The sequence below is a fragment of the Microbacterium sp. LKL04 genome (assembly GCF_900102005.1).
GTDB lineage: Bacteria > Actinomycetota > Actinomycetes > Actinomycetales > Microbacteriaceae > Microbacterium.
Map to the genome: position 1 here is coordinate 2,621,425 of NZ_LT627736.1, position 16,180 is coordinate 2,637,604.

The 16,180-nt window shown below is 70.5% G+C and carries 15 protein-coding genes; 5 read left to right on the top strand and 10 right to left on the bottom strand.

The window, feature by feature from the left end:
- Positions 1-134: 134 nt before the first annotated feature.
- Complete coding sequence (locus BLP38_RS12850) at positions 135-2,300, top strand: DEAD/DEAH box helicase (protein ID WP_091358441.1); 2,166 nt, start codon at positions 135-137, stop codon at positions 2,298-2,300.
- 22 nt (positions 2,301-2,322) lie between these two features.
- Positions 2,323-2,748: a GNAT family acetyltransferase gene (locus BLP38_RS12855; RefSeq protein WP_091358445.1), complete on the top strand. Its 426-nt coding sequence runs from the start codon at positions 2,323-2,325 to the stop codon at positions 2,746-2,748.
- Between the two features lies 1 nt (position 2,749).
- On the opposite strand, the gene BLP38_RS12860 is transcribed toward BLP38_RS12855, so the two are convergent.
- Positions 2,750-3,808 carry an Rv2578c family radical SAM protein gene (locus BLP38_RS12860; protein ID WP_091358449.1) on the bottom strand — a complete coding sequence of 353 codons (1,059 nt, stop codon included), beginning with the start codon at positions 3,806-3,808 and terminating at the stop codon, positions 2,750-2,752.
- Between the two features lie 95 nt (positions 3,809-3,903).
- On the opposite strand from BLP38_RS12860, the gene BLP38_RS12865 reads away from it, so the two are divergent.
- Together BLP38_RS12865 and BLP38_RS12870 are read left to right on the top strand one after the other, a co-directional pair.
- Positions 3,904-4,863: a M15 family metallopeptidase gene (locus BLP38_RS12865; RefSeq protein WP_091358452.1), complete on the top strand. Its 960-nt coding sequence runs from the start codon at positions 3,904-3,906 to the stop codon at positions 4,861-4,863.
- A 142-nt stretch (positions 4,864-5,005) separates the two neighbouring features.
- The gene (locus tag BLP38_RS12870; protein WP_091358456.1) at positions 5,006-6,169 is read left to right on the top strand and encodes an acyl-CoA dehydrogenase family protein; all 1,164 of its coding nucleotides are present in this window, start codon (positions 5,006-5,008) and stop codon (positions 6,167-6,169) included.
- Between the two features lie 73 nt (positions 6,170-6,242).
- Here BLP38_RS12870 and BLP38_RS12875 read toward each other — a convergent pair whose 3' ends face one another.
- The 7 genes from BLP38_RS12875 to BLP38_RS12905 all read right to left on the bottom strand — a co-directional run bounded on the left by BLP38_RS12875 (position 6,243) and on the right by BLP38_RS12905 (position 13,762).
- Complete coding sequence (locus BLP38_RS12875; RefSeq protein ID WP_091358459.1) at positions 6,243-7,487, bottom strand: saccharopine dehydrogenase family protein; 1,245 nt, start codon at positions 7,485-7,487, stop codon at positions 6,243-6,245.
- Positions 7,488-7,509: 22 nt separating this feature from the next.
- The gene (locus tag BLP38_RS12880; protein WP_091358463.1) at positions 7,510-9,054 is read right to left on the bottom strand and encodes an APC family permease; all 1,545 of its coding nucleotides are present in this window, start codon (positions 9,052-9,054) and stop codon (positions 7,510-7,512) included.
- A 137-nt stretch (positions 9,055-9,191) separates the two neighbouring features.
- Positions 9,192-9,743: an ECF transporter S component gene (locus BLP38_RS12885; protein WP_091358467.1), complete on the bottom strand. Its 552-nt coding sequence runs from the start codon at positions 9,741-9,743 to the stop codon at positions 9,192-9,194.
- A gap of 1 nt (position 9,744) precedes the next feature.
- Positions 9,745-10,566: a siderophore-interacting protein gene (locus BLP38_RS12890; RefSeq protein WP_091359866.1), complete on the bottom strand. Its 822-nt coding sequence runs from the start codon at positions 10,564-10,566 to the stop codon at positions 9,745-9,747.
- 13 nt (positions 10,567-10,579) lie between these two features.
- Entirely contained in the window at positions 10,580-11,386 is an 807-nt protein-coding gene (locus BLP38_RS12895) for an energy-coupling factor transporter transmembrane component T (RefSeq protein WP_091358470.1), read from the bottom strand.
- Positions 11,383-13,164 (bottom strand): ABC transporter ATP-binding protein, encoded by a 1,782-nt coding sequence (locus BLP38_RS12900; RefSeq protein WP_091358473.1) that lies wholly within the window; start codon positions 13,162-13,164, stop codon positions 11,383-11,385. Before BLP38_RS12900 ends, BLP38_RS12895 begins: the two co-directional genes overlap by 4 nt.
- Before the next feature lie 43 nt (positions 13,165-13,207).
- A complete protein-coding gene (locus BLP38_RS12905; RefSeq protein WP_165971278.1) occupies positions 13,208-13,762 on the bottom strand; it encodes an ECF transporter S component in 555 nt (184 codons plus the stop codon).
- A gap of 145 nt (positions 13,763-13,907) precedes the next feature.
- On the opposite strand from BLP38_RS12905, the gene BLP38_RS12910 reads away from it, so the two are divergent.
- Positions 13,908-14,825 carry an intradiol ring-cleavage dioxygenase gene (locus BLP38_RS12910; protein ID WP_231916509.1) on the top strand — a complete coding sequence of 306 codons (918 nt, stop codon included), beginning with the start codon at positions 13,908-13,910 and terminating at the stop codon, positions 14,823-14,825.
- 4 nt (positions 14,826-14,829) lie between these two features.
- Here BLP38_RS12910 and BLP38_RS12915 read toward each other — a convergent pair whose 3' ends face one another.
- Both BLP38_RS12915 and BLP38_RS12920 read right to left on the bottom strand, forming a co-directional pair.
- A complete protein-coding gene (locus BLP38_RS12915) occupies positions 14,830-15,804 on the bottom strand; it encodes a pirin family protein (RefSeq protein ID WP_091358483.1) in 975 nt (324 codons plus the stop codon).
- A gap of 3 nt (positions 15,805-15,807) precedes the next feature.
- Positions 15,808-16,116, bottom strand: a complete 309-nt coding sequence (locus tag BLP38_RS12920) for a GNAT family N-acetyltransferase (RefSeq protein ID WP_091358487.1) — start codon at positions 16,114-16,116, stop codon at positions 15,808-15,810.
- Positions 16,117-16,180 lie beyond the last annotated feature (64 nt).

The window sequence follows — 16,180 nt, forward strand, 5'->3', positions numbered from 1 at the left end:
TCGGGGCCGATCTCGAAACCCGATCCGCGGTTTCGGAACCAGTAACTGGAATGGCCCCCGGCCGACGGAAGTCCGGGTCTCACCGTGCGCGCGCGCACGGCGCTGTTTCGTGCGAGAACTCAGAAAGCACACGCATGCCCAAGAACAAGAAGCCGGCCGGCGGCCGCGCGCAGAACTTCGAACCCCGCTACGGCAAGAAGACCTCGTACCAGGACGCGAAGCGTCGCCCCGGTCAGGCCTCCGCCGGAACCGCCGGCAGCAAGAGCCCCAAGCACCGCGGCTTCCGCGCCGCCGAGGAGTCGGCACCCGCCAAGGGCCGCTGGACCGAACAGGACCGCGCCGGCCGGGCAGAAGCCCGCGGCATCCGTTCGAACGCCCGCGGCGACCGCGGCTTCGACGACCGTCCCCGTCGCGACGCCGAGGGCGAGCGTCCGCGGTTCGATCGCGCTGAGCGCCCGCGCTTCGACCGTAATGAGCGTCCGCGTTTCGACCGTAGTGAGCGTCCTGCTCGGTCGTTCGATGACCGTCCGCGTCGTGATGACCGTTCGGAGCGTCCGCGTTTCGACCGTAGTGAGCGTCCGGCGCGCAGCTTCGACGACCGTCTGCGTCGGGATGACCGGACCGAGCGTCCGCGTTTCGATCGTGCCGGTGGCGCTGAGCGTCCGCGTTTCGACCGGAACGAGCGTCCGGCTCGGTCGTTCGATGACCGTCCGCGTCGCGATGACCGCACGGAGCGTCCGCGGTTCGACCGTGCCGGTGGCGCCGAGCGTCCGCGTTTCGACCGCACCGAGCGCCCCGCGCGAAGCTTCGATGACCGTCCGCGTCGTGATGACCGGACCGAGCGTCCGCGGTTTGATCGCAACGAGCGTCCCGCTCGTTCGTTCGATGACCGTCCCCGTCGTGATGACCGGGCTGAGCGTCCCCGTTTCGACCGCAGCGAGCGTCCGACCCGGTCGTTCGATGACCGCCCCCGCCGCGACGACCGCCCCCGTCGCGACGAGCGCGCGAACCGGTCGGATTGGAAGGCCGACGAGAAGTCGAAGGCGCACCAGGACCACGTCGACGTCGTGCACGAGCGGCTGCAGGCCGAAGCGGTGGATGCCGCGTCCGTCGAGCAGGCCTCGTTCGCTGACCTCGGCCTCGGCCAGAACATCGTCCGGACCCTCGAAGGCCTCGGCGCCACGAGCCCGTTCCCGATCCAGGCGGCCACCGTTCGCCCGATCCTCGACGGCCGTGACGTCCTCGCCCGTGGCCGCACCGGCTCGGGCAAGACGATCGCCTTCGGTGCCCCGCTCGTCGAGCGCGTGCTGCGCGGTCAGGCCGGCAAGCGCCGCGCCTGGGGCCGCTCGCCGCAGGCTCTGATCCTCGCGCCGACGCGCGAGCTCGCGCTGCAGATCGACCGCACCGTGCAGGAGCTCGCGCAGAGCGTGGGCCTGTTCACGACGCAGGTCTACGGCGGCGTGCCGCAGGGCCGCCAGGTCGGCGCGCTCAAGAAGGGCGTCGACATCGTCATCGGCACCCCCGGCCGCATCGAGGACCTCGAGAAGCAGGGCAAACTCGACCTGTCGGAGGTCGGCATCGTCGTCCTCGACGAGGCGGACCACATGAGCGAGCTGGGCTTCCTCGAGCCGATGCAGCGCATCCTCCGGCTCGTGCAGGACGACGCGCAGAAGCTCCTCTTCTCGGCCACGCTCGACCGCGAGGTCGCCGCGCTCGTCGACGAGTTCCTCGTCGACCCGGCCGTCTACGAGGTCGCCGGCGAGACGCAGGAGACCAGCACGATCGACCACCGCGTGCTCGTGATCGACCACCGCGACAAGGCCGAGATCCTCACGTCGCTGGTCGACCGCGACGGCAAGACGCTCGTCTTCACCCGTACGCGCGCCTACTCCGAGATGCTCGTCGAGCAGTTCGAGGATGCCGGGATCGCCGCCGTCGCCCTCCACGGTGACCTGAACCAGGCCAAGCGCACGCGCAACCTGCAGCGCCTGACCGACGGCAAGGTGAACGTCCTCGTCGCGACCGATGTCGCGGCCCGCGGCATCCACGTCGACGACATCGACCTGGTCGTCCAGGCCGACGCGCCCGACGAGTACAAGACGTACACGCACCGCTCCGGCCGTACCGGTCGCGCGGGCCGCGCGGGCACGGTCGTCACCCTCATCACGCGTCAGCGCCGCCGTCGCATGACCGAGATGCTCGAGCGCGCTGAGATCGACGCGCCGTTCGACGAGGCGCGCGCCGGCGACGACGTGCTCGAAGAGATCACGGGTCGTCAGGCCTCGAACGTCGACGCCTGAGATCGCTCACTAGGGTGGGCGGATGCCGGTTGTCATCCGCCCCCTCGGTGATCCCGACGTCGAGCAGGTCGTGTCGCTCTGGCACGCGTGCGGTCTGACGCGTCCCTGGAACGATCCGCACCGCGACATCGCACGTGCGCGCGCCGTCTGGCCCGACCTCTTGCTCGTCGCGGCCGACGGCGATCGCGTCGTCGGCTCGGTCATGGCCGGCTACGACGGCCACCGGGGTTGGCTGTACTACCTCGCGACCGACCCGGACCGCCGTGGCGAGGGCATCGGAAGGATGCTGGTCGCCGAGGCGGAGCGCCGACTCGAGGCGCTCGGCTGCCCGAAGGTGATGCTCATGGTCCGCGAGGGGAACGACGCCGTCGCGGAGTTCTACGACACCCTCGGCTATGCCCGCGACGCGACCTCGGTCCTCGGCAAGCGCCTGATCCCCGACGGCTGAGTCAGAACAGCATCGCGGATGCCTGTTCCCGGGTCGCGGTCTTCATGACCGGCCCCGTGGTCCGCACCGGACCCATCCCGCGCGGCGGGACGTCTTCTTCCTCGAGTCGGCCGTGCAGGCCGTGTCGCCGCAGCAGCGGACGCACGCGCGCCGACAGCCACGAGCGGTAGCCCTTCGGCGCCGACACGGCGGCGCCCGGGTACAGGCCACGGTAGGCCGGCACGAGGTCCGGGCACTCCCGCTCGAGCCATTGCCAGAACCACTCCTTCGCGCCCGGGCGCAGGTGCAGCGCCCCGAAGACGACCCGACGTGCTCCGGATGCCGCGATCCGCGCAATCGCATCGTCGAGGACGTCGATCCCATCGGTCAGGTGCGGGACGATCGGCATGAGGAAGACGGTCACCGAGAAGCCGGCATCCGTTGCGGCCTTCACCGTGTCGAGCCGTGCCTGGAACGACGGGGCTCCCGGTTCGAGGAGCTGCCGCAGCGGTTCGTGGGGGATTGCGATCGACATGGCGATATGGATCGGGACGTGGGTCGCGGCATCCGTCAGCAAGGGAAGATCGCGGCGCAGCAGCGTGCCCTTCGTCAGGATCGAGAACGGTGTGCCACTGGACGTCAGTGCGTCGATGATGCCGGGCATCAGCTTGTAGCGCCCCTCAGCGCGCTGGTACGGATCCGTGTTCGTCCCGAGGGCGACAGGTTCGTGTCGCCACGACGGCTTGGCGAGCTCGCGCGCGAGCACCTCTGCGACGTTCACCTTGACGACGATCTGAGAATCGAAATCGGCACCTGCATCGAGGTCGAGGTACGTGTGCGTCTGACGAGCGAAGCAGTAGGCACATGCATGTTGGCAGCCTCGATACGGGTTCACCGTCCACGAGAACGGCATCGCCGACCCGCTCGGCACGTGGTTGAGCGCCGACTTCGCGACGACCTCGTGGAAGGTCATCCCGGCGAACTCCGGCGTGGCGACCGATCGGACGAGGCCGCCCATCGACTCGAGTCCGGGCAGGGCCGCGTCGTCGACCGCCGAGATGTCCTGTCCCTGCCATCGCATCGACCCATTCGAACACATCTACTAATCTAAGTCAACGACACGCGCGGGTGATTCGAACATCACGGACTCCGGTGGCCTCCTGGAAGACTGGCCAGGTGTCCGAGTCGAGGAGCGCCGTCCGGCGAAGAGTACTCCGTCGTCGACGGCAGCGCCGGGCCCTCGTCCTCCTCACGCTCGCGACGGCCGTCGTGGTGACTCTCGTCATCGTGCTGTCGCGCGCTTTCGCACCCGACGAGGCGGTCGCGGAACCGGCATCCGATCCTGCCGCTGTCGCGTCGTCCCCGGCGGCTTCACCCGTCACCGAACCCACGGCCGAACCCGTCGACGAGCCCACGCCGATCTGCGAGACGGAAGCCGTGACCACCGCGCTCGCGACCGGCTCCGACGGCGATGTGATCGCCGCCTTCGGAGGAGCCGAGCCCTTCCGCGCCGCCGTCGCCGACGGCTCGGCGCCCTGCATCGACCTGCACGAGGCGGGGCGCGTCTGGGTAGTCGCGAACAAGCGGCATCCGTTGAATCCAATCGACCACTGGCCGACACCTCAAGCCCGGCCGCAGGAGCTGCGGATCGTCGCGGGCGGCTGGTTGCTCGACCAGACGGCCGCAGCGCTCGATGAGCTCGCGATCGACCTCGCCGCGGCGGGTGCTGGGAACATCGGCGTCAGCAGCGGTTTTCGCCCCTACGACAACCAGGTCGAGACCTACAACCGCCATGTCGCGAACCGTGGGAAGGCGGCGGCCGACCTGCGCAGCGCGCGCCCGGGGCACAGCGAGCACCAGACGGGACTCGCCGTCGACGTGGTCGCGTGCGACGCCGGGTGCGGCGACCACGACGGCTTCGGCGGGACGCCGCAGTCGGACTGGATCGTCGAGAACGCGTGGCGCTACGGATTCATCGTCCGCTACGAAGAGGGTCACACCGGCACGACCGGGTATTCGGCCGAACCCTGGCATCTGCGCTTCATCGGCCGAGAACTCGCCGCCGCCTATGCGGACGGCGGGTTCCGGACACTCGAGGAATTCTTCGGGCTCGAGCCCGCCCCTGACTACGACTGAGGGCGCGGCACTCAGTCGCGCCCGCCCTGGCATTCGATCCCACGACGCGCGTACAGTGAACGGTGGCGACGCCGCCCACGAGCGCAGCGTCGCGCGTGTGTGAAAGCCGTGTGTGAAAGCACAGACACGAAGGGGGCCGCGCATGGAGCGGAACATCTACGAAGAGGACCACGAAGCGTTCCGCGACGTCGTCAAGGAGTTCGTCAAGCGGTACGTCACGAACGAGAAGCGCGAACAGTGGGATGCCGCCGGCGAGATCGACCGCGCGACGATGCTCGCGGCGGGCGAGGCGGGCGTCATCGGCCTGAGCGTCCCCGAGGAGTTCGGCGGCGCGGGCATGCTGCAGGACTACCGCTTCCGCACGGTCGTGAACGAGGAGATCATCCGTGCCGGAGCGGGCTCGCTCGCCGGCGCTTTCGGCATCCAGGACGACCTCGCCGTGCCGTACCTCGTGCACATGGGCACCCAGGAGCAGAAGGAAACCTGGCTGCCGCGCATGGCGACCGGTGAGATCATCGGCGCGCTCGCGATGACCGAGCCCGGCGCCGGCTCCGACCTCCGTGGCATCTCGACCACCGCGAAGAAGACCGACGGCGGCTACATCGTCAACGGCGCGAAGACGTTCATCTCCTCCGGCGCGACAGCCGACATCTTCGTCGTCTTCGTCAAGACGGGCGAGGGCAACCGTCCGGACGCCTTCTCGCTGCTGCTGCTCGAGGCCGACATGGCCGGGTTCGACCACGGCAAGAAGCTGCACAAGATGGGCTTCCACGGGCACGACACGGCGGAGCTCAGCTTCACCGACGTCTTCGTCCCCGACGCCAATCTCATCGGGGGCGAGGAGGGCAAGGGCTTCGTCCAGCTGATGATGAACCTGCCCCTCGAGCGCCTGTCGATCGGTGTCGCGGGCGCGGCCGCCGCGCAAGCCGGCGTCGAATGGACGATCGCCTACACGAAGGACCGCGAGGCGTTCGGCCAGCGGATCATCGACTTCCAGAACACGCGCTTCGCGATGGCCGACCTCGTCACGACGGTCGACGTCATGTGGGCCTACATCGACCGGGCGATCACGCTGTACGGCGAGAACAAGCTCTCGGCGGAGGATGCCGCCCAGGTCAAGTTCTGGGCCACCGAGCGCGAGTGGGAGGTGCTCGACGCCTGCGTCCAGCTGCACGGCGGCTACGGCTACATCATGGAGTACCCGATCGCGCGCGCCTTCCTCGATGCTCGCGTCCACCGCATCTACGGCGGCACGAACGAGATCATGCGCGACATCGTCTCGCGCCGGATCGCCGGCAAGCGCTGACCACACGACCCGAGGTCCCGATCGGGCCGGAAACGATGCGACGTTTCCCGGCCCGATCGGGACCTCGGTCGCGTCAGGCCTCGGACGGAACGGGATGCGGCTGCTCCCGCATGCCCCAGGGCGAGCCGTAGCCCTCGGGCTTCGGCGCGGCGAGCAGGTCGAGGAACGGCTTCGCGTCGAACGCCTCGGGGCCGAGCACGCCCGTGCCCGACCAGGTGCCGCGGGCGAGGAGCTCGAGCGCGATGACGGGGTTGATCGCGGTCTGCCAGACGACGGCCTGCGAGTTGTCCTCGCGCATCGTCTGCTCGTTGTCAGCCACGTGGTATAGGTACGTCGAGCGCGGCTGCCCGTCCTTGCCGGTGCCTGTCACCCACACGCCCGCGCAGGTCTTGCCGCTCATCCTGTCGCCGATCGTGGCGGGGTCGGGAAGGGCCGCCGCCACGACGTCGCGCGGCGAGACCTGTACCCCCTTCACCGTCAGCGGGTCAGTCTTGTCGAGGCCGAGCTTGTTGAGCACCCGCAGCACCTCGATGAACTCGTCGCCGAGGCCGTACTTGAATGTCACGCGCTTGGCCTTGGTCCACCGCGGCATGAGGAGCACCTCCTCATGCTCGACGTTGACGCATTCGACCGGCCCGATCCCCTCGGGGAAGTCGAACACCTCCGGCTCGCTGAACGGCTCGGTGACGTACCAGCCCTTCCCCTCCTCGTAGATCACGGGCGGGTTCAGGCACTCCTCGATCGTCGTCCAGATCGAGAACGACGGCGCGAAGTCGTAGCCGGCGACGACGAGGTTCGCCCCGTCGCGGACGCCGAGCTCGTCGATCTCGTCGAACAGCTCGTCCTCGGCGTAGCGGGCGAACACGTCCGACAGGCCCGGCTCGACGCCGATCCCGACGAGCGCCAGGCGCCCGGCATCCTGCCACTCCTGCTCCTTCGCGAACTGCGCGTCGCCGAGCTTCACGCCCACCTTCTCGTAGGGGCGCTCCCGATGCCGCTGCGACAGGCTCATGGCCATGTCGAGGTACGTCGCCCCGGCCGCGAACGCGCCGTCGAAGATCGGCATGACGAACCGGGGGTCGACGGCGTTCAGCACGTGGGTGGCGGAGTGCTCGCGGACGAGGGATGCCACGGACTCCGCGCTCGAGGCATCCACCTGCGCGGCCACGAAGCGCTCGTCGCCGAGCTCCTCCACGAGCGCCTGCGGGCGGGCCGGGTCGTAATCGGCGATGACGACGGCCTCGAAGAAGTCGCGGCGGCGGAGGATGCGGGCGGCAGCACTGCCGACACCGCCAGCGCCGATGATGAGGATGCGCATGCGGGAGGTTCCTTTCGGGCGGTCAGATGCCGCCGTCGATCGAACGGGGGAGCGAGCTGGTGTCGTCGGGGACGAGGACGGGGGTGTCGCGGTTGAGGCTCTCGCCACGGAAGAAGCGCTTGGCCCGGGGGAAGAAGAACCAGACGACCATGAGGACCACGCCCAGCGCGAGCGCCCCGATGCCGACGACGAACGTCGAGCCGATCCCGAGCAGCGTGCCGTAGTAGCTGTAGTCGGGAGCGAGCATGTCGATCGCCGACTGGACGAACGCGTAGGTGAGCATGAGTGCGCCGATGAGCGGGAACAGCCCCTTGAAGAAGAAGTCGCGCGCGGAGCGGAACAGGTCGGCGCGGAAGTACCAGACGCACGCGTACCCCGTGAGGGCGTAGTAGAAGGCGATCGCGAGGCCGAGGGAGAGGATCGTGTCCTGCAGGATCGCATCGCTGATCGTCGTCATGACGACGTAGTAGACAATCGCGACGACGCCCATGACGAGCGTCGAGAACGAGGGCGTCCGGTAGTCGGGGTGGACGTCCTTGAACTTGGCGGGGAGCGCCCGGTAGACGCCCATCGCGAGGGTGCCGCGCGCCGTCGGGAGGATCGTCGTCTGCGTCGACGACACCGCCGAGATGAGCACGGCGACCACGAGCAGCCAGCCCCACGGCCCGAGGAGACCGTCGCGGATGCCGAGGAAGAAGTCGTCGGCGTTCTCGGGGTTGCCGAGCCCACCCCCCTCCTCGCCGAGGCCCGCGTACATCATCGCCGCGATCGTCACCGAGACGTAGGTGACGAGGAGGAGGACGCAGGTCAGCAGCGCGGCCAACCCCGGGATGCGCTTGGGGTCCTTCGTCTCCTCGTTGAGGGCGAGGCACGTGTCCCAGCCCCAGTAGATGAAGATCGCGAGCAGGATCGCCTCGACGAACCCGCCCCAGTCGCCGAACGCGAACGGGTTGAGCCATTCCCAGCTGAAGGGCGTCGCGTCCGGTGCGCCCCCCGTGAAGAACTGCGTGAGGGCGGCGATCACGAAGATGATGAGGGCGAGGTACTGGATGCCGAGCAGCACGTTCTGGATGCGCTCGCCGATCTCGACGCCGCGCCACGAAATCCAGGTCATCGCCGCGATGAAGGCGACGGCCACCAGGATGATCCGCCAGTCGTTCTGCTCCTCGAACTCCTGCCCGAGGAGAGCCCAGAAGTAGACCGAACCGACCTGAGCGAGGTTGGCGAGCACGATCATTCCGGCGATCGCGACGCCCCAGCCGCCCATCCACCCCACCCACGGTCCGAACGCCTTCGTCGCCCATGTGAACGCCGTCCCGCAATCGGGGACGGCGTTGTTGAGCTCGCGGTAGGCGAAGGCGATGAGCAGCATCGGGACGAACGCGATCACGAACGCGATCGGCGCCTGCCCTCCCACGGCCAGGACGACGTAGCCGAGCGTCGCGACGAGCGAATACACCGGCGCGGTCGAGGCGAGGCCGATGACGGTCGACCCCCACAGGCCGAGCGTACCGGTGGCGAGACCCTTGCCGTCCGGCCGGGTCAGGTGAACGGGTGTCGTGGTCACGCGGGCCTCCTCAGAAACGCGAACCGCCCCCGCACGGGGGGCGGTCGGCGACCTCGGGAGTGCCGGCCTCGCGGGAAGGGTGCCTCACAGTAGCACCGGAGATCACGCGCGCACGAGGGGCATTCTGCGGCATCCGTTCAGGCGGTCCGGGGCGCCCGCCGTCGCGCCAGACGGGCCACTCCGGCCGCGCGCAACCGGTCGGCGAGGAGGATGCCGGCCCACGTCCCCACGAGGCAGCTGACCGCGCAGAGCGCGATGAACAGCGCGACGAGTGGAGGGCTCATCGACCACAGGTCGAACGACTGCGCGGCGAGGATCGGATACGCGACGCCGACCGCCGCGCCGCCGGCGTAGTGGAGCCACGTCGCCCAGCGGCGGTACAGGGTCACGAAGAAGGGCAGCTCGGGGAACAGCGACCAGAACACCGTGGTCGCGACCGCGGAGATCGTCCAGAACGGTGCGAGGACGAGACCCGAGATGACGCCGACGAGAAGCCCCGCGAACGGTCGGTTGAGCAGGCGCAAGGCGATGACGGCGGGCATGACCCAGAGCCCGGCGATCGCGACGCTCGCGAAAGGGATCGTGGCGAACAGGCCCAGCGACACCCACCATCCGACCGCGAGCACGATCCCCGAGGCGACGCCGATCGCGGCGCAGGTGAGCAGGTACGCGGTGGTGATCTTCCCCATGTCAGTGTCCCGTCGTCGAGCGCCAATATCCGATGAAGCTGATCGCCGCCTTGTCGACGTCGTGAGCGACGAGGTGACGACGGGCGGAGGTCGGCAGGTGCTGCTCGCCGACGATGAAGTAGTGCGTGCCCGCCATGGGAGCGAGCCGCTCGAGCTCGGCGAGAGCGCTCCGGCCGGGCGCGGCATCCGCCTCCCGCACCAGCCAGCGGACCTCGACACCGGCAGGGGCGTCGATCGGCAGGACGTCCGCCGCGGTCGGGGCCTCGACGATCGCGATGCCGGTGGCGGATGCCGGTAGCGAGGCGCAGATGCCGGCCACCGCCGGCGCGCCCGTCTCGTCGGCGACGAGCACGACGCGCTCCACCCCGCGCGCCGGGTTGAACCCGAGGCCCTCGTCGATGATCACGACGCTCTCGCCGGGCTGGGTGCGCTCGGCCCATCCCGAGGCCGGACCCGCGGCATCCCCGTCACCGTGCAGGACGAAGTCGACGTCGATCTCGGCGCCGCGGTCGGCGGATGCCGCGCGGTACGCCCGTACGGTGTAATTGCGCATCACGGGGCGGACGCCCTCGGGGATGCGCAGGAACCGGAGGTACCCCAGCAGCCCGTTCGCCTTGGCGGGGATGCGATCGAGCCCCTCCTCACCGCCGATGGGCAGGAACAGGCGGAACCACTGGTCGTATCCGCGGAAGGTGAATCGATCGATCTCGCCGCCGCCGAGGGTGACGCGCATCCAGTGCGGAGCGATCCTCTCGGTCCGCACGACGGTGAGGTGCAGGAGCTCCTGCACCTCGGGTTTCACGAGTGCGCTAGCGCGGGCCATCGCCATCCTTTCGTCACAGGGTCCACGGGAAGAGGGCGATGAGCGCGGTCGCCGAGGCGATCCAGAAGACGGCGGTGAAGACGGTGTCACGCCGTCGCCAGGGCAGCAGGTGCCGTTCGGTGCGGTCGGGGTGCGCGCCGAAGGCGCGGGCGTCCATCGCGAGCGCCACACGCTCGGCGTGACGGATCGCGCCCGCCAGCAGCGGCACGATGTAGCCCCACCAGCGGGCGATCGCCGCGAGGGGACCTCGGCCGACGTGGGCTCCGCGCACCCGGTGGGCCTGGCGGATGACCTCGAGCTCGTAGCCGAAGCGCGGCACGAAGCGGAACGCGGCGAGTGCCGTGTACCCGATGCGGTACGGCACGCGCAGCTGCTGCACCAGCGCGCGGACGAGGTCGGAGCCCGTCGTGGTGAGCCCTGCGATGAAGCCCAGGGCGAGGATCGCGGCGAGCCGCAGGCCCGTCGCCAGCCCGACCTCGATCGCGCCGAGGTACAGCGTCCAGTCACCGACCGAGAGGACCGGCACGGCCTGATCTACCCGTCCCGGGTCGGCCCACAGTGACAGTGCCAAACCGATCACCGCCGCGCCGACGGGGACCGCGACGAACAGCAGCAGCGCGACGCGACCGGTGAGCCGCGCGCCCGTGAGCACGAGGACGTACGCCGACCCGAGGAAGACGGCCGGGGTGGCGAGGTCGCGCGTGAAGATGAGCAGCAGCATCGCCGGCAGCGGACCGGCGAGCTTGGCCAGCGGGCTCAATCGCGTGAGCCACGCGCCTGCGGGCGCCGCGACGGCGTAGGGGTCGATCGCGGTGGTCATCCGGCCGCCGCCTCGAGATCGGCTAGTCGGTTGATCGTCCTGAGGGATGGATGCCGCGTCACGTCGCGCAGGGCCGCCGTGAGCGGCGGGGTGCGCAGTCCCGATCGGCGCAGCAGCGCCTCATCGGCGAAGACGTCCCGCGTGGGGGCGTCGGCGACGATGCGTCCGCCGTCGACGACGATCGTGCGGGTCGCGTACTCGGCGACGAGCTGCATGTCGTGGGTGACGACGAGGATCGTCGTGCCGTCCTGGTTCAGACCGCGGAGCAGGCGAAGCAGCTCGTCGGCGCGCGCGCGATCCTGTCCGAACGTCGGTTCGTCGAGCGCGAGGATCGGCGCGCCGCCGACGAGGGCCGTCCCCACGGACAGCCGCCGCTTCTGCCCGCCCGAGAGCAGGAACGGGTGGACGTCCGCCTTGTGCTCGAGGCCGAACCGCGTCAGAACCTCCATCGTCCGCTCGCGGACCTCATCGGCGGAGAGATGGCGGCCGCGCAGGCCGTGGGCCAGCTCGTCGAAGACGGTGGGGGCGATGAACTGATGCTCGGGATTCTGGAAGACGAATCCGACGCGCCGCGAGAGGTCGCGGAGCGGGGTGCGCGCGGCGTCCGCTCCCGCCACGCGGACGGCGCCTCGCGGCGGCGGGACGACCCCCGCGATCGCCTGCAGCAGGCTGGTCTTCCCCGCCCCGTTGGCTCCGACGACGGCGACGAACTCGCCTGGCGCGACCGTCAGGTCCACGTCGTGCAGCACCTCGCGCCGGCCGCGGCGGAGGGTGAGCCCGCGCACCTCGACCGCCGGGTGCGCCGGATGCAGGTCCAGCGACGGGTTCGGTGCCCGTTCGGCCGCCTCCCGCGCGTCTGAACCTGCACTGGGTACGGGGGCGTCGACCTGCTCGAGGGCCTCGCGGAGTTCGGCGGCGGTCAGCGGCATCCGCTCGATCCGCCATCCGGCACGGCGCAGGGCGAGGGCGGCGAGGGTCGACACGGGCAGCCACACACCCATCGTGTGGAGTTGCTCGGCGCGCTCGCGGAGAACCTCGTCGACCGCGCCGTCGGCGACCGTCCGGCCCGCGGCGTCGAGGACGACGACCCGGTCGGCGAGCCCGACGGCGGCATCGAGGTTGTGCTCGACGAGGAGGATCGATCGGCCGTCGGCGACCACGGCGGTGAGCGCGTCGTAGACGTCCTCGATGCCGGCCGGGTCGAGGTTGGCCGTGGGTTCGTCGAGGACGAGCAGATCGGAACCGAGGGCGAGTGCGCTCGCGATGGCGAGGCGCTGCTTCCCTCCGCCCGACAGGCGGTCGGGGTTCTCGTGACGCCTCTCCCACAGCCCCATCACCCGGAGCGCGTCCTCGGTGCGCGACAGCACGTCCTCGACCGGGAGCCGCAGGTTCTCGGGCCCGAAGGCGACGTCGTCGAGCAGCGAGCCGGTGATGAGCTGCGCGTCCGGGTCCTGGAAGACCATCCCCACGCGCGAGGCGAGCGTCGCCACGGGTGTCGTCGTCGCGTCGAGGCCGGCGACCGACACCGTGCCGGTGAGCGCGGCCGGCACAGCTTGGGGGATCAGCCCGTTCAGGGCGAGGGCGAGGGTGGACTTCCCCGATCCGCTCGGTCCGAGCAGGAGCACGACTTCGCCCGCCGCGACATCGAACGAGACGGATGCCGGTGATGCCGAAATCGCTCCCTCGTGCACGATCGCGAGATCCCGGACGTGCAGAAGCGCGGGCGGGGCTCCCGGGGCGAGCGGGGCTTCGGTGGCGCCGGAGTCGGCAGAGGTCACGAGAGTCCAAACGAGGAGGGGTGACTCCTAGGTTAGCCTGCCCTTACCTGCTCCTGAGGGGCTGTCGCGCGACACCCGCCTGGCGCAGGCTCGAGCCCACGCCGAGGCCGGCGGCGGTCCACGCGACGGGCCCGAGGATCGAGAACACGAAGTAGGCGATCTGCGCCCAGGTGGGGAGGATCGTGAGGTCGGCGGCGAAGGCGACCGCAACGGCGACGACGACCCCGATGGCGACGGCCGAGACGTAGAAACGCCAGCGCCCCCAGGCGCGGTAGCGGGTGAGGGCGGCGACGCCCTCCTGGATCGCGCCGAACAGGAGCGCCGTGGCGAGGAACCGGCCTATCCACGCCGGGTTCACGGCGCTCGCGACGAGGGCGGCGAGGACGTGCGTCGTCAGCGCGACCAGCGGCATCCGGAAAACCTGCTGCGCGATGATGCCCGGCAGGACGTGGGAACCGAGGACGAGGCCGTACGCGTAGGGAGCCGCCGCGATCACGAACGGCGTGAGGATGCCGGCGACCCCGCCGAGCAGGCCCGTCGCCACTCCGAGTGCGGCGCAGACCAGCAGCACGCGCGTCGAGAGCAGGGTCCGGGTCACGGGTCCAAGGCTATCCGCGCGTGCGGAACCACTGGGCCGTGCAAAACCGCGGAACGGCGGCGGCCACAGTGTTCCCATAGCCTTGCCACCGGGGGCGCATCACCCCCTCCGCCACGCTGGGATCCGACACCGAGGAGACCGCCCCGTGAACAGCCCCGAACCGACTCGCACACCCGACGGCCCCGCTTTCGAAGGCCGGTTGCTCGACCGGCCCGACGACGACGTCGTCGATCAGGGCGCCGCCTTCGACATCCGCACGCTCCTCACCCGCCGCGGCATGCTCGGCGCCGTCGGCATCGCCGCCGGAGCCGCCCTCCTCGCCGCGTGCACGCCGCGCGGGTCCGTGGCGCCGAGCTCGGCCGCCGCCTCGCCGGCCGCGACCCCCTCGGCGACGGCGACCGCCGGCGGCGCGGCCACCGCCCTGCCCTCCGGCGAGATCCCCGAGGAGACGGCCGGACCGTTCCCCGGCGACGGCTCGAACGGGCCCGATGTGCTCGAGGGCAGCGGAGTCGTGCGGAGCGACATCCGCGCCGATGTCGGCGGCGGTGACGCCGTCGACGGCGTGCCGCTCTCGTTCACGCTGCGCCTGACCGACATGGCGAACGGCGACCGTCCCTTCGCGGGGGTCGCCGTCTACGTGTGGCACTGCGACGCCGAGGGGCGGTACTCGATGTACACGGGCGGCGTCGAGGACCGCTCGTGGCTTCGCGGTGTCCAAGTGACGGATGCCGACGGCCAGGTCACGTTCACGTCGATCTTCCCCGGCTGCTACCCGGGCCGCTGGCCGCACATCCACTTCGAGGTCTACCCCGACGCCGCATCGATCACGGACTCGGGGAATGCGATCGCGACCTCGCAGTTGGCGTTCCCGGAGTCCGCGGCGTCGGCCGTGTACGCGCGGGCGGGCTACGGGGACTCGGCGAGCAACCTCGGCCGGCTCTCGCTCGCGTCGGACATGGTCTTCGGCGACGACGGCGGAGCGCTGCAACTCGCGACCATGACCGGGGATGTCGATGCGGGGTACACGGCCTCGCTCGTCGTCCGGGTCGACACGGCGACCTGAGGCCTCAGAGCCGCCGGCGGCGTTTCGTGAGGCGGACGGTGGGCAGCGGTGGCGCCGGGATGCGCTCGTCGCCGTGGGTGACGACGTGCCCGAAGCGCGGGGAGTCCGCCTCCCACTCGTCCCGTGCGGCGACGATCTCGTCGTGACTGCGTCCGACGAAGTTCCACCACATGACGATGTCGCTCTCGAAGGGTTCGCCGCCCAGCACGAAGACCGTGACATCGGTCGGCGCCTCGATCTCGATGACCTCCCGCGCGAGGCCGAGGTAGAGCAGATCGTGGTCGCCGAGCTCGACCGACTCCTCGTCGGCGGCGTGGACGACGGGTGCGCCGTCGACACCCACGAGGGCGTGCTCCCACGCCGGGTTCAGCGGGATCCGCACGCGGGCCCCCGCGGGGAGGAACACCTCTGCGCCGACGATCGGCGTGTACATCGTCGCGGGCGAGTGGATGCCGGCGAGCTCGCCGACCACGACGACCGCCGCCGCGCCGTCGCCCAGGTCCACGACGGGCAGGTCGGTGTGCCGCTCGAAGTCGGGCCCCCCGTGGCGGCGCGACTCGGGCAGCGCGACCCAGAGCTGCAGGGCGTCGGTGACGGCGGGCTCGTCGCCCATCGAGTACTCGGAGTGGGCGATGCCTGCGCCGCTGGTCATGATGTTCAGCTGCCCGCGCTTGATGACGACGTCGGAGCCGATCGTGTCGCGGTGGCGGGTCTCGCCGGCGAACGGCCACGTGACCGTCTGCAGCCCGATGTGCGGGTGGGGTTCGACGCGCATCGTCGTCACCTGCGGTCCGAACCGATCGAGGAAGCACCAGGCGCCGACCATCGGCAGCTCGCGCTGCGGCAGGGCACGGTGCACCTGCATGCCGCGGACGCCGCCGAGCGGCACCTCGCGTGCGGTCAGCAGCAGCGCCCTCGGGCCGTCACAGGATGCCGGGGCGTCGACGGTCTCGGTCGGGTCGGCGTCGAGGCGGGTCATCGTTCACTCCGCGTCGGGAGAGGCGACCGTGAGGCCGGGGACGTCGTGCTCCGCGAGGTAGCCCGCGACGAACGGGCACTGCGGGACGACCTCGTCGCCACGGCGGGCGAGGTCGGCGAGCGCGTCGGCGACGAGGGTCGAGCCGAGGCCCTGGCCCTTGTAGGCGGGGTCGATCTTGGTGTGGGGCATCACGGTGCGACCGGCGTCGTCGACGGTGAAGAGGGTGTAGCCGGCCACGGCTCCGTCGACGTGGATCTCGTAGCGGTTCTTCTCGTCGTTGCGCGTGACCGTCAGTGCGGCGTCGTGTGCCACGGGGACTCCCTCTGTCGTGTGGGTCAACCGTAAGCGTCTCGAACGTCTCGCCGCCAGGACTGGA

What these genes read in the sequence shown, in the direction of transcription:
- BLP38_RS12850 (WP_091358441.1), top strand. Translation starts at nt 135, where the DNA reads ATGCCCAAGAACAAGAAGCCGGCCGGCGGCCGCGCGCAGAACTTCGAA.
- BLP38_RS12855 (WP_091358445.1), top strand. Translation starts at nt 2,323, where the DNA reads ATGCCGGTTGTCATCCGCCCCCTCGGTGATCCCGACGTCGAGCAGGTC.
- BLP38_RS12860 (WP_091358449.1), bottom strand. Translation starts at nt 3,808, where the DNA reads ATGCGATGGCAGGGACAGGACATCTCGGCGGTCGACGACGCGGCCCTG.
- BLP38_RS12870 (WP_091358456.1), top strand. Translation starts at nt 5,006, where the DNA reads ATGGAGCGGAACATCTACGAAGAGGACCACGAAGCGTTCCGCGACGTC.
- BLP38_RS12875 (WP_091358459.1), bottom strand. Translation starts at nt 7,487, where the DNA reads ATGCGCATCCTCATCATCGGCGCTGGCGGTGTCGGCAGTGCTGCCGCC.
- BLP38_RS12885 (WP_091358467.1), bottom strand. Translation starts at nt 9,743, where the DNA reads ATGGGGAAGATCACCACCGCGTACCTGCTCACCTGCGCCGCGATCGGC.
- BLP38_RS12890 (WP_091359866.1), bottom strand. Translation starts at nt 10,566, where the DNA reads ATGGCCCGCGCTAGCGCACTCGTGAAACCCGAGGTGCAGGAGCTCCTG.
- BLP38_RS12895 (WP_091358470.1), bottom strand. Translation starts at nt 11,386, where the DNA reads ATGACCACCGCGATCGACCCCTACGCCGTCGCGGCGCCCGCAGGCGCG.
- BLP38_RS12915 (WP_091358483.1), bottom strand. Translation starts at nt 15,804, where the DNA reads ATGACCCGCCTCGACGCCGACCCGACCGAGACCGTCGACGCCCCGGCA.